The 12,549-nt window shown below is 72.2% G+C and carries 8 protein-coding genes and 1 tRNA gene; 4 read left to right on the top strand and 5 right to left on the bottom strand.

Annotated elements, in window-relative coordinates; genetic code table 11:
• Positions 1–326 precede the first annotated feature (326 nt).
• From QCD66_RS08435 to QCD66_RS08415, 5 genes are all read right to left on the bottom strand, one after another.
• Positions 327–398 (bottom strand) — tRNA-Val (locus tag QCD66_RS08435).
• Between the two features lie 75 nt (positions 399–473).
• Positions 474–938 (bottom strand): peroxiredoxin, encoded by a 465-nt coding sequence (locus QCD66_RS08430; RefSeq protein WP_364209520.1) that lies wholly within the window; start codon positions 936–938, stop codon positions 474–476.
• Between the two features lie 223 nt (positions 939–1,161).
• A complete protein-coding gene (locus QCD66_RS08425; protein ID WP_357543845.1) occupies positions 1,162–1,596 on the bottom strand; it encodes a DUF3052 domain-containing protein in 435 nt (144 codons plus the stop codon).
• A 140-nt stretch (positions 1,597–1,736) separates the two neighbouring features.
• Positions 1,737–4,139, bottom strand: coding sequence for a transketolase C-terminal domain-containing protein (locus QCD66_RS08420; RefSeq protein ID WP_375736285.1), 2,403 nt, complete (start codon positions 4,137–4,139; stop codon positions 1,737–1,739).
• Between the two features lie 39 nt (positions 4,140–4,178).
• Complete coding sequence (locus tag QCD66_RS08415; RefSeq protein WP_364209514.1) at positions 4,179–5,810, bottom strand: mucoidy inhibitor MuiA family protein; 1,632 nt, start codon at positions 5,808–5,810, stop codon at positions 4,179–4,181.
• A 269-nt stretch (positions 5,811–6,079) separates the two neighbouring features.
• Between QCD66_RS08415 and QCD66_RS08410 the strand changes: the two genes are divergently transcribed.
• From QCD66_RS08410 to QCD66_RS08395, 4 genes are all read left to right on the top strand, one after another.
• A complete protein-coding gene (locus QCD66_RS08410; protein ID WP_212821356.1) occupies positions 6,080–6,484 on the top strand; it encodes a YjbQ family protein in 405 nt (134 codons plus the stop codon).
• Between the two features lie 423 nt (positions 6,485–6,907).
• Complete coding sequence (aceE, locus tag QCD66_RS08405) at positions 6,908–9,667, top strand: pyruvate dehydrogenase (acetyl-transferring), homodimeric type (RefSeq protein ID WP_364209510.1); 2,760 nt, start codon at positions 6,908–6,910, stop codon at positions 9,665–9,667.
• Between the two features lie 258 nt (positions 9,668–9,925).
• Positions 9,926–11,263 (top strand): GH1 family beta-glucosidase, encoded by a 1,338-nt coding sequence (locus tag QCD66_RS08400; RefSeq protein ID WP_375734748.1) that lies wholly within the window; start codon positions 9,926–9,928, stop codon positions 11,261–11,263.
• A complete protein-coding gene (locus QCD66_RS08395) occupies positions 11,260–12,537 on the top strand; it encodes an MFS transporter (protein ID WP_375734749.1) in 1,278 nt (425 codons plus the stop codon). Before QCD66_RS08400 ends, QCD66_RS08395 begins: the two co-directional genes overlap by 4 nt.
• The last annotated feature ends 12 nt before the right edge of the window (positions 12,538–12,549 follow it).

The raw sequence follows: 12,549 nt of genomic DNA, 5'->3' as shown, positions 1-12,549 counted from the left end.
CTGATACCTCATCATCTGTCCGCGTCAGCTACGAATATCCTGGCGAATCGCTTGGAAGACCAGCGGCGGCGGGTGAGTAAATACCGAGTGGCGGACGCGTGCCGAAATCGGGGCACTCTCGAAGAGACACCCGGCCTCAATTTGCGAGGTGCGGTGACCTGTTCAAACGTGTACCGGTGAACCTGCGACCAAAACCTCGCACCGAATCTGATCTTCGGGATCGCCGACCAGGTGGCCGGGCCGCTCCGGAAGACGAACCGGGACGACGAATGAGACGAAGCGGGCCGCCGGTCATCCGGCGGCCCGTCCTTGTGCTGGCCAAAGGGTGGGCGCGGCAGGTTTCGAACCTGCGACCCCTCGCTTGTAAGGCGAGTGCTCTCCCACTGAGCTACGCGCCCGGACGCTTCGCAGCGTGTCGGCGGCGGTCAGCTTACCCTGCTGCCGCCGCCGACCGCACTGCGGATACCGGCCGGTCAGGCGGAAACCGTCGCCAGCGCCTTGCGCCAGCCTTCCTGGTCGCGCGCCTCGCCGGGCATGTTCATCTCCGAGTACCGCACGACGCCGGCCTTGTCGATGACGAAGGTGCCCCGGTTGGCGATGCCGGCGACCTCGTTGAAGACGCCGTACGCCTGGGCGACCGCCCCGTGCGGCCAGAAGTCCGCCAGCAGCGGGAAGTTGAAGCCCTCCCGGTCGGCCCACACCTTGTGGGTGTAGGCGGAGTCGACGCTGACGGTCAGCACCTGGACGTCGTCGTTGACGTACGCGTTGAGGTTGTCGCGTACCTCGCACAGCTCGCCCTGGCAGACGCCGGTGAAGGCGAGCGGGTAGAAGACCAGCAGGACGTTCTTGTTGCCACGGAAGTCGGAGAGCCGTACTTCCTGGTTGTTCTGGTCCTTGAGCACAAAGTCGGGCGCCTCGGCGCCAACCTCGATCGGCATTCAAGCTCCTTGGGGATCGTCGCGACGGCCTTCAGCGTGTCATGCCCGGCCGGGGTGACGGCCGACACACCGGCGTCGTCGGCGGCAGCCCCCGCACCGCCGCCGACATGGACCGGGCACACCGATGCGGCGTCGGTAGCCGAGCACGAAAACGAGCCGTGACGGGACGGTCACGGCTGTTCCAGGTACGGCGGGCCGCCCCGCGCGGCCCGCCCACCGGGTGTTACTTGCGGCGGGCAGCGCGGGGTGCGACCAGGCGCGCCCCGCTCCAGTCCTTGCCGGCGTTGATCGTCGACGTCTGCTGGAGTCCGGCGGTCGACGCCGACTCACTGATGTCGCTCGGCTCGACGTGCCCTCCGCGCCCGGCCTTGGGCGTCAGCAGCCACACCACGCCGGCGTCGGCCAGCGGGCCGAGTGCGTCGGTCAGGATCTCGAACAGGTCACCGTCCCCGTCGCGGTACCAGAGCAGTACCGCGTCGACGACCTCGTCGGTGTCCTCGTCGACAAGTTCCCCGCAGCGGTCGGTCAGGGCGTCGCGGAGATCGTGGTCGACGTCATCGTCGTACCCCATCTCCATGACGACGTTTCCCGGTTCGAGTCCGAACCGGTCCGCCACGCTCCGTACGCCGTCGGCGGCCTGACCAGCGGTCGCGCTCACTGTCGCGTGCCTCCCTCTCCTAGCGTCCTGCCGGTGTCGGACGACACCGGCAAGCTTTCCCGGCATCGTCCGACGCCGGCTGGCCAAAGTCCACACAGTCGGGCCGCCACATGCAAGTGGCGCACCGAGTGCAACGGAATTTACCGTGCCAGCAGCGTGTGGGCACCCTGGGTGATGGCATCTTCGGTCAACAGAACGTGACGAGCGGCCGGTCCCAATGGGATGAACGTGTCGACCGAGGCGATCCGACGGGCGGAGCCGACATATCCGGCGTCGACGAGAGCGGCGATGATGCCCTCGCCGACGCCGCCGGAACGGCGGGTCTCGTCGACGATCAGGACCCGTCCGGTGGCCGACGCCTCCCGGATGATGTCGGCGGTCGGCAGCGGCGCCAGCCAGCGCAGGTCGACCACCCGGCTGCCGATCCCCTCGCCGGCGAGCCGGGCGGCGGCGCGCAGCGACATCCGTACGCCGTTACCGAAGGTGATGATCGTGATGTCCTCGGCCGAGCCGACGCCGTAGACCCGGGCCCGACCGATCGGCACGTGCCCGGCCGCCCACCCGTCCGGTCCGACGTAGTGGGCCAGCCACTCGCCGTCGCCCTCGGTGTAGAGGTCGCGGGTGTGGTAGAGCCCGACCGGCTCCAGGAAGACGCAGACGCTGCCGTCGACGGCCGCGCTGGCCAGGCAGGACCGCAGCATCGGCGCGGCGTCGTCGGCCCGCGCCGGCACCGCGAGCACGATCCCGGGTACGTCGCGCAGCACGGCGACCGAGTTGTCGTTGTGGAAGTGGCCGCCGAAGCCCTCCTGGTAGGCGAGTCCGGCGACCCGCAGCACCATCGGGTTGCGGTAGGCGCCCCGGGAGAAGAACCGCATCGTGGCCGCCTCGCCGCGCAACTGGTCCTCGGCGTTGTGCAGGTAGGCGAGGTACTGGATCTCGGGGACCGGCAGGATCCCGGCCAGCCCGGCCCCCAGCCCGAGGCCGAGCAGCGACGTCTCGTCGAGCAGGGTGTCGAAGACCCGGGTGGGGCCGAACCGGTCGCGCAGTCCCTTGGTGACGCCGTGCACGCCGCCCTTGGCCGCGACGTCCTGGCCGAACACGACGGTGCGGGGGTGGTCGAGCAGGGCGTCGGCGAGGGTGGCGTTGACGGTCTGGGCCAGGGTGAGCGGGCCGCCCTCCTCCGGCAGGCGGTCGCCGAACGCGGTGGCGCGGGCGGCGGCGCCGGGTCCGGCGGCCCGTACGGCGGCGTCGGCGACGGCCCGGGAGACCCGTACGGGGCGCCGGGGCGCGAGCGGCGCGACGACGTCGGCGGCGCTGTCGAGCTTCGGTTCGGTGAGCACCTCCTCGGCGATCCGGCGGACCTGCCAGCCGACCTCGTCGTAGCGGGCGACCAGTTCGTCGGGGGTGAGCAGGCCGGCCTCGGCGAGCAGCCGGGCGGTGCCGACCAGCGGGTCCCGGGCGACCTCGCGGTCGATCTCGGCGGGCTGCCGGTAGGCGGCCTCGGCGTCGGCGCCGGCGTGGCCCATCAGCCGCACCGTCGACAGGTGCAGTACGGCCGGCCGGCGGTGCCGGCGTACCCAGTCGGTGGCCTCCCGGGCCACGTCGTACGTCTGCGCGAGGTCGCAGCCGTCGGCGGCGAAGTAGCGGATTCCGGGCCGGCTGCCCAGGGCGGCGGCGACCCAGCCGTGCGGCGAACGGACGCTGATGCCGAGGCCGTTGTCCTCGCACACGAACAGCACCGGGATCCGCAGGCCGCCGTGGTCGCACCAGCCGGCGGTGTTGAAGGCGGCGGTGGCGCTGGCGTGGTTGACCGACGCGTCGCCGAAGGAACAGACGACGACCGCGTCGGCGGGCCAGTCCGACCCGGTGGTCCGGTCGGCGCCGGCCGGGCGGGGCCCGGGACCGGGACGCGCGAACGGGCCCGTCCCGGTGTGCAGCTTGCGCAGCCGCTCGATGGCGAAGCCGATGCCGACCGCGCGGGGCAGGTGCGAGCCGATCGTCGAGGTGGTCGGGATGACGTGCAGGTCGGCGTTGCCGAAGACCTTGTGCCGGCCACCGGCGATCGGCTCGTCGGCGGAGGCGACGACACCGCGCAGCACGTCGCGGGCGGCCGCGGCGAGCGGTTCGTCGGTGCCGTCGTCGGGATCGTCGTCGCCCGCCACGCCGCCGGGTCGGTCCGGGGCGCCGGTCGCCGCCGCGCCGGCCTGGGCGGCGCGGGCGCAGTAGAAGCCGCCCGACCGGTAGTGCAGCAGGGCCGGGTCGGTGGGGCGCAGCGCGGCGGCGACGGCGGCGTTGCCCTCGTGCCCGGACGAGCCGACCGTGTAGTAGCCCTCGCCGAAGCTGCGCAGCCAGCGGGCCGCGAGGTCGAGGTGGCGGCTGGTGAGCTGGGCGTCGAAGAGTTCCAGGGCCTGGTCGCCGGTGAGGGTGCTGCCGTCGCGGACCGGCCCGCCGGACGGGCGCCGGGCCGCGGTGCCGGGCAGGCCGGCGACCGCTTCCCGGAACCGCTCATCGAGATCTTGCGGGGTGGTCACGTCGGACAGCATTACCGAAGCGGTGGCCGGCCGGCCACTCGGCGAATGTCGCTATTCACGCCAGCCGGACAGCTCCACCGACTTCGTCTCGACCCGGATACCCAGGAAGACCTCGCGGGATTCGCCCGGTGGGATCCCCAGCCGCCAGGTCAGTTCACCCATGTCGGTACGTTCGGCCGGCGGCGGTTCGAGACGGATGTCACGCACGACGATCGCCTCGTCGAGTGACACCGGCAACTGGTCGAGGACGGTCACCCGGGCCGGGCGCGGGGTGTGGTTGGCGACCGAGATGCGGTATTCGACCTCGCGCCGCCGGGTCGAGCCGAGCGTCGCCTTGCTCGCGCTGCGCCGGATCCGCTCCCGCTCGACGCGTACCCGGTCGTCACGGCCGAGTGCCAGCTCGACCTCCTCGCCCGGCGCCCACGTCTCGAGCAGAGTGCTGCCGACGAAGTCGCCGCCGTGGAAGACCGAGGCGGGCCCGGGCAGCAGGGTGTGCACCGAGGAGTTGACCGCGGTGGCCCGCAGGTGCGCGTCGGTCGACTGCACGGGCGCGGTGACGTAGTCGAGCGCCGTCGCCAGGTCGAGCACGGCCACGGTCGCCCGGTGGGCGCTGCCGTCGGCCGGTACGGCCACCGGACGGGTCGGCCGGTAGGTGGCCGCCGACGGACCCTGCTCGACGGCCGCGGCCCGCTCCAGGACCGGTGGCGGCGGGGCGCCGCCGGTGCGCGGCCTCGCCCCCGGCGGTGGCCCGGAGGGCGCGGCCGGTGCCGGCATGCCCGCCACCGCGGCGCCGAACATCGGCTCGGCGCCCACCGCCATCGGCCGGACCCGGTCGAGCAGCCACGGCCGCAGCTCGGGCACGGTGGCGGTGTCGGCGGGGCGGGCGGTGGACAGGGTCAGGTCGCACTCCGGCCAGTCCTCGCCGGTGCGCTGGGTGACCAGGCCGAACCAGGTCAGCGTGAGCCGTTCGGCCGGCGCCTCACCCGGCCGGGCCGGGCCGTCGTCGAGCCGTACGTCGTACGACGACTTCCAGCCTGCGTTGCCGACCACGTACGTCAGTTCGAGCTGGACCTCGGCGTCGGCGGCGCCGACCTCGACGGTGACCGCGGCGAAGAGCTGGTCGGGGTGGCGCCGCTCGGCGAGCGCCTTGAGCTGGCGGTCGATGGCGGCGACCTCGTCGCGGGCCTCGTCCCGACGGCGGGTGGTGCCGCGCTGGCGGGACTTGCTGGCGCCGAGCAGCTCGGCGAACGTGTCGGCGAAGGCGGCGACGTCGACGGGGGCGGCGTCGCCGCTGGCGAGCGCGCGGGCGTAGGTGCCGCCGGCCCGCTGGGCGAGCAGGGTGAAGAACTCGGAGCGGTGGTTCTCCACCGCGTCGGCGTCGGCCAGCTCGGCCAGCTCGCCGGAGAGGACCCGGCGGCGCTCCTCCAGCTGCGCGGCGAGCGGGTCGGCGGTCCGCGCCTGGTGGTGCTTGACGACGTCGACGCCGAGCACCGTGGCCGGGCCGTGCCCGCCGACCCGTACCGAGTCGCGGTGCAGGCCGACCGGCAGCGGGCCGACCCGGACCCGGTGCTCGCCGGCGGGCAGGGTGACGGTGCCGCGACGGGTCACGCGGGCCCGGTCGGGATAGACGGTGACGGCCACGATCGGCGCGTCGAGCTCGGGGGCTGGCGCAGGAGTGGTCACGGGGCGAGGCTAACCAACAGTTGCGACACCGGCCGCCCGCGAGCGCGCGATCTTGGGGTGTGGCGCGTGGGCGTGGCTGCGCTTCGCGCCGGCCGTCGGCGGGGCGCGGGCGCCGGGCGCGGGTGTGGGTGTGGGGCGCGGGCGGGCGGGTGGGTCGATGATCGTCTGCGGTTCAGGCGTTCGTCGGGCGGCGTGTCGGCTGTCCCAGCAGCAGACGATCATCACAGGCCGCTGCGCGGCGGTCCGGGTTCGGGTGCAGACTGGCCGGTATGCGAAGCGAGGTCATCACGGTCCGGACCGGCACCCGGCCCACCGTCTCGGACATCACCGCCCAGGCCGAGCGGTTCGTCGACGGCGCCGGTGACGGGCTGCTGCACGTGTTCGTCCCGCACGCGACGGCCGGAGTGGCGATCATCGAGACTGGGTCGGGGTCCGACGACGACCTGATCACGGCGCTGGACGCGGTGCTGCCGGCCGACAACCGCTGGCGGCACCGGCACGGGTCGCCCGGGCACGGTCGCGACCACGTGATGCCGGCGTTCGTGGCGCCGTACGCGACGGTGCCGGTGCTCGGCGGCCGGCTGATGCTCGGCACCTGGCAGTCGATCTGCCTGGTCGATCCCAACGGCGACAACCCCTCGCGCGAGGTGCGCTTCTCCTTCCTGGCCGGCTGACCCCACGCCTGGCCGGCTGACCCGCACGCCTGGCCGGCTGAGCCGCGCGCCTGGCCGGCTGAGCCGCGCGCCTGGCCGGCTGAGCCGCGCGCCTGGCCGGCTGAGCCGCGCGCCTGGCCGGCTGAGCCGCGCGCCGGCCGCGACCGGCACGGGCACGCCCACACGGACACGACCCGCACGAGCACACCCCACACGCGCACTCCCGCACCGGCACGATCGGGCCTGTAGACCCCCGATCCGCCGGGTAAGCCCATTCCTCGACATCCAACGCGTCCGATAGCTGACAAAGCTGTTGCCAGGAAGTTACCGGCCGGTACCTGTGTCGAGCGTCGCGTCTGACGCTCCTAGACGTGACGGGACCGGGCATGAGAAGGCAGGATGGCGCTAGAGACCTATCCCACACACACAACCGAGGGAACGCCTGTGGCCACGGAACGCAAGCGCCCGGTGATCAGCGACGGCCTACCGAGCCAGCTTCCGGACATCGACCCTGAAGAGACCAGCGAATGGGTCGAGTCACTCGACGGGGTGATCGACGATCGCGGCGCCAAGCGCGCCCGCTACGTCATGCTGCGCCTGCTGGAGCGGGCGCGCGAGCGTCAGGTCGGCGTACCGCCGCTGACCACCACCGACTACATCAACACGATCACCCCCGAGCGGGAACCGTGGTTCCCCGGTGACGAGGCGGTCGAGCGGCGGATCCGGGCCTACATCCGGTGGAACGCCGCGATGGTGGTGCACCGCGCGCAGCGGCCCGAGATCGGGGTCGGTGGACACATCTCCACCTACGCCAGCGCCGCGTCGCTCTACGAGGTGGGCATGAACCACTTCTTCCGCGGCAAGAACCACCCCGGCGGCGGCGACCACATCTTCTTCCAGGGCCACGCCTCCCCCGGCATGTACGCCCGCGCCTTCCTCGAGGGCCGGCTGTCGCAGGACCGGCTCGACGGGTTCCGGCAGGAACTGTCGCACGCCGGTCTGGGTGGCGGGCTGCCGTCGTACCCGCACCCGCGGCTGATGCCGGACTTCTGGGAGTTCCCGACGGTGTCGATGGGGCTGGGCGGCATCAACGCCGTCTACCAGGCCCGGTTCAACCGCTACCTGCACAACCGTGGCATCAAGGACACGTCCGACCAGAACGTATGGGCGTTCCTCGGCGACGGTGAGATGGACGAGCCGGAGTCGCTGGGCGCGATCGGTCTGGCCGCCCGCGAGGAGCTGGACAACCTCACCTTCGTGATCAACTGCAACCTGCAGCGGCTCGACGGGCCGGTACGCGGCAACGGCAAGGTCATGCAGGAGCTGGAGGCGTTCTTCCGGGGCGCCGGCTGGAACGTGATCAAGGTCGTCTGGGGCCGTGAGTGGGACCCGCTGCTCGCCGCCGACACCGACGGCGCGCTGGTCAACCTGATGAACACCACCCCGGACGGTGACTACCAGACCTACAAGGCGGAGTCCGGGGCGTACGTACGGGAGCACTTCTTCGGCCGCGACCCGCGCACCCGCAAGATGGTCGAGCACCTGTCCGACGACGAGATCTGGAACCTCAAGCGGGGCGGGCACGACTACCGCAAGCTCTACGCGGCGTACAAGGCGGCCAGCGAGCACACCGGGCAGCCGACGGTCATCCTGGCCAAGACGATCAAGGGCTGGACGCTCGGCCAGCACTTCGAGGGCCGCAACGCCACGCACCAGATGAAGAAGCTGACGCTGGACGACCTGAAGACGTTCCGCGACCGGCTCTTCCTCGACATCTCCGACAAGCAGTTGGAGGAGAACCCCTACCTGCCGCCGTACTTCCACCCCGGTGAGAAGTCCGACGAGATGCAGTACCTGCAGGAGCGGCGCAACCAGCTCGGCGGGTTCGTGCCGAGCCGGCGGACCAAGACGGTCCCGCTGGCCATCCCGGAGTCGAAGCAGTTCGGCGACGTCAAGCGCGGCTCGGGCAAGCAGAAGATCGCCACCACGATGGCCTTCGTCCGCCTGCTCAAGGACGTGATGAAGGACAAGGAGTTCGGGGCCCGCTGGGTGCCGATCATCCCGGACGAGGCCCGCACGTTCGGCATGGACTCGCTCTTCCCGACCCGCAAGATCTACTCGCCGCACGGGCAGAAGTACACGTCGGTCGACCGCGAGCTGTTCCTGTCGTACAAGGAGTCCACCGCCGGCCAGATCCTGCACGAGGGGATCAACGAGGCCGGCTCGGTCGCCTCGTTCACCGCCGCCGGCACCTCGTACGCCACGCACGGCGAGCCGATGATCCCGCTCTACATCTTCTATTCGATGTTCGGGTTCCAGCGCACCGGCGACGCGTTCTGGGCGGCGGCCGACCAGATGGCGCGCGGCTTCGTGCTCGGCGCGACCGCCGGGCGCACCACGCTCAACGGTGAGGGCCTGCAGCACGAGGACGGCCACTCGCACCTGCTCGCCGCGACCAACCCGGCCGTGGTGGCGTACGACCCGGCGTTCGCGTTCGAGATCGCGCACATCGTGGAGAACGGCCTGCACCGGATGTACGGAGAGGAGCAGGAGAACATCTTCTACTACCTCACCGTCTACAACGAGCCGATCGTGCAGCCGGCGGAGCCGGAGAACGTCGACGTCGAGGGGCTGCTGCGGGGCATCTACCGCTACGCCGCGGCACCGTCGGTGTCGGGCGGCGACGGCTCCGCGCCGCGGGCCAACATCCTCGCCTCCGGTACGGGCATGCAGTGGGCGCTCAAGGCGCAGCAGTTGCTGGCCCAGGACTGGGGGGTGGCCGCCGACGTCTGGTCGGTCACCTCGTGGACCGAGCTGCGCCGTGACGCGGTCGAGTGCGAGGAGCACAACCTGCTCAACCTCGGCGCCGAGCCGAAGGTGCCGTACATCGCCAGCAAGCTCGCCGACGCGGCCGGCCCGGTCGTGGCGGTCAGCGACTGGATGCGGGCGGTGCCCGACCTGATCGCGCGCTGGGTACCGGGCGACTACACGTCGCTGGGCACCGACGGGTTCGGGCTCTCCGACACCCGGCACGCGCTGCGCCGGCACTTCCACGTCGACGCCGAGTCGGTGGCCGTGGCGACGCTGGCCCAGCTCGCCCGGCGCGGTGAGGTGCCGGTGTCGGTTCCGGCCGAGGCGGCCAAGAAGTACGCGATCGACGACGTCAACGCCGCCCCGGTCGGCGAGACCGGCGGCGACTCGTAGGGATTTCGGCACACCGATCGAGGGCCTGTCGGCCGCGGTCCCGCTCCACCGGGGACCGGCCGGCGGGCCCTCGGCCATTTCCGCAGCGCCGCGCGGCCGCCCCCGGCGATCCGGGCGGACGGCGCCGGCGCGACCGACGGCATCGGCGCGGCGGCCCGACACGCCGGATCGAAGACGTGTTGTCGACAAAACCAGGGCTTCCGACCGGACGGGGCGAGGCATAGAGTCCGAGCATCTTTCGCGTTTGAGGAGTCCGAAATGGCCCTGCCACCGCTACCGGCCTTTCCGACCGGCTTCACCTTCGGGGTGGCGACCTCGGCCTACCAGGTCGAGGGTGCGGCCGACACCGGCGGGCGCGGACCGTCCATCTGGGACACCTTCACCCACGAACCCGGCCAGATCGCCGACGGCAGCACCGGTGACGTGGCCTGCGACCACTACCACCGCTATCCCGAGGACGTCGCCCTGATGGCCGGCCTCGGCACCGACGCGTACCGGTTCTCGGTCGCCTGGCCGCGCGTCCAGCCGGACGGCACCGGCCCGGCCAACCCGACCGGGCTGGCGTTCTACGACCGGCTCGTCGACACCGTGCTGGCCGCCGGCATCGACCCGGTCGCCACCCTCTTCCACTGGGACCTGCCGCAGGCGCTGGAAGACCGCGGCGGCTGGATGGACCGCGACACCGCCTACCGGTTCGCCGACTACAGCGCCCTGGTCGCCGCCGCGCTCGGCGACCGGATCAAGTTGTGGGTCACGCTGAACGAGCCGGTCGTGCACATGACCTACGGCTACGCCATGGGGGTCCACGCCCCCGGCCGGATGATGCTCTTCGACGCCTTCCCGACCACCCACCACCAGTTGCTCGGGCACGGCCTGGCGGTCGCCGCGGTCCGCGCCCACTCCGGCAGCCCGGTGGCGCTCACCAACAACTACTCCCCCGTGCACGCCTGCGGCGACACCGCCGCCGACCGGGCTGCCGTCGCCGCGTACGACGCGCTGCACAACCGGCTGTTCACCGACCCGGTCCTCGGGCTCGGCTATCCGACCGAGATCGACTTCGACCTGTCCGTCGTCCACGACGGCGACCTCGACGTGATCGCCACGCCGATCGACGGGATCGGCGTCAACTACTACAACCCGACCGGCATCCGGGCTCCCGACGAGGGCCACCCGCTGCCGTTCGAGATGGTCCAGCTCGACGGCTACCCGACCACCGGGTTCGGCTGGCCGGTCGTCCCCGAGGGCCTGCGCGACATCCTGGTCACGCTGACCCGGCGGTACGGCGACGCGCTGCCGCCGCTGTACGTCACCGAGAGCGGCTGCTCCTACCCGGACATGGTCGGACCGGACGGCGACTGCGCCGACCCGGACCGGATCGCCTACCTCGACGGCCACCTGCGCGCGGTACGGGCCGCGATCGACGAGGGCGCCGACGTGCGCGGCTACTTCGTCTGGTCGCTGCTCGACAACTTCGAGTGGGCCGAGGGCTTCAGCCAGCGCTTCGGCCTGGTCCACGTCGACTTCGACACCCAGGTCCGCACCCCGAAGACCTCGTACGCCTGGTATCGCGACGCGATCCGCCAGGCCCGCCGGTGACGACGCTCGAACCCACGCCCGCGGCGCTGCCCGCCGCTCTCGCCGACCCCACGACCCCCGTACGCCGAAGCTGGGTGGCCCTGCTCTTCAGCGCCAACCTGGGCCTGTGGATGGCCTTCTTCACCCCGATCCAGGTGCTGCTGCCGCAACAGGTCGAGGCGATCGACCCGGCCCGCAAGGAGACCATGCTGGCCTGGGTGACCGGGATCGGCGCGCTCGCCGCGATCGTCGCGAACCCGCTCGCCGGCGCCCTGTCCGACCGCACCTGCCCGCGGGTCGGCGGCCGCGAGTTCGGCCGGCGGCACGTCTGGACCGCGGTCGGCGCGCTGCTCGGCGCGGCGTCGCTGGTGCTGTTGGCCGGGCAGCACACCATCCTCGGCGTGACGGTGGCCTGGGTCGCCGCGCAGGTCTGTCTCAACGCGATGCTGGCCACGCTCACCGCGGCCGTACCGGACCGGGTGCCGGTCGCCCAACGCGGCGGTGTCTCCGGGTGGGTCGGCATTCCGCAGGCGCTCGGCCTGGTCGTCGGCGTGGTGCTGGTGACGACCGTGTTCACCGGCAACGCCGCCGGCTACGTCGCGATCGCCGTCGCCGTGGTCGTGCTGGCGCTGCCGTTCACCCTGTTCACCGCCGACGACGTCCTGCCGCGTACGCACCGGGCGGTGCTGCGCTGGCGCCGGCTGGTCGCCGGGATGTGGGTCAGCCCGCGCCATCACCCGGACTTCGCCTGGGCCTTCGGCACCCGCTTCCTGGTGCAGCTCGGCAACGCGCTCGGCACCCTCTACCTGCTCTACTTCCTCACCGACCGGGTCCGCTACGCCGACCCGGAGTTCGGCCTGCTGGTGCTGATCCTGCTCTACACGGCCGGGCTGATGGCCACGGCCGTGGCCGGCGGGCGGCTGTCCGACCGGTCCGGCCGGCGCAAGGTGTTCGTCGTCTGGTCCGGGGTGACCATGGCGGTGGCGGCGCTGCTGCTCGCCGTGTGGCCGGTCTGGCCGGCGGCGATGGTCGCCGCCGTGCTGCTCGGCGCCGGGTACGGCGTCTACCTCGCGATCGACGCCGCGCTGATCACCCAGGTGCTGCCGAAGGCGACCGACCGGGCCCGCGACCTGGGGGTCATCAACATCGCCAACTCCGCCCCCCAGGTCCTCGGCCCCGCCGTGTCCGCCCCGATGGTCGTCTACCTCGGTGGCTACCCCACCCTCTACGCGGTGACCGCCGCGGTGACCCTGCTGGGCAGCGCCCTGGTCCTGAAGATCCGCTCCGTCCCCTGACCCCAGGATCCC

It is taken from the genome of Polymorphospora sp. A560 (genome assembly GCF_045781765.1).
In the GTDB taxonomy this organism is placed as follows: Bacteria; Actinomycetota; Actinomycetes; order Mycobacteriales; family Micromonosporaceae; genus Polymorphospora; species Polymorphospora lycopeni.
This window is presented reverse-complemented; position numbering and strand designations above follow the sequence as displayed.

Bases quoted from the DNA above. Each gene is read 5' to 3' on its own strand.
- QCD66_RS08430 (WP_364209520.1), bottom strand. From the start codon at position 938: ATGCCGATCGAGGTTGGCGCCGAGGCGCCCGACTTTGTGCTCAAGGAC.
- QCD66_RS08420 (WP_375736285.1), bottom strand. From the start codon at position 4,139: ATGCTGTCCGACGTGACCACCCCGCAAGATCTCGATGAGCGGTTCCGG.
- QCD66_RS08410 (WP_212821356.1), top strand. From the start codon at position 6,080: ATGCGAAGCGAGGTCATCACGGTCCGGACCGGCACCCGGCCCACCGTC.
- QCD66_RS08400 (WP_375734748.1), top strand. From the start codon at position 9,926: ATGGCCCTGCCACCGCTACCGGCCTTTCCGACCGGCTTCACCTTCGGG.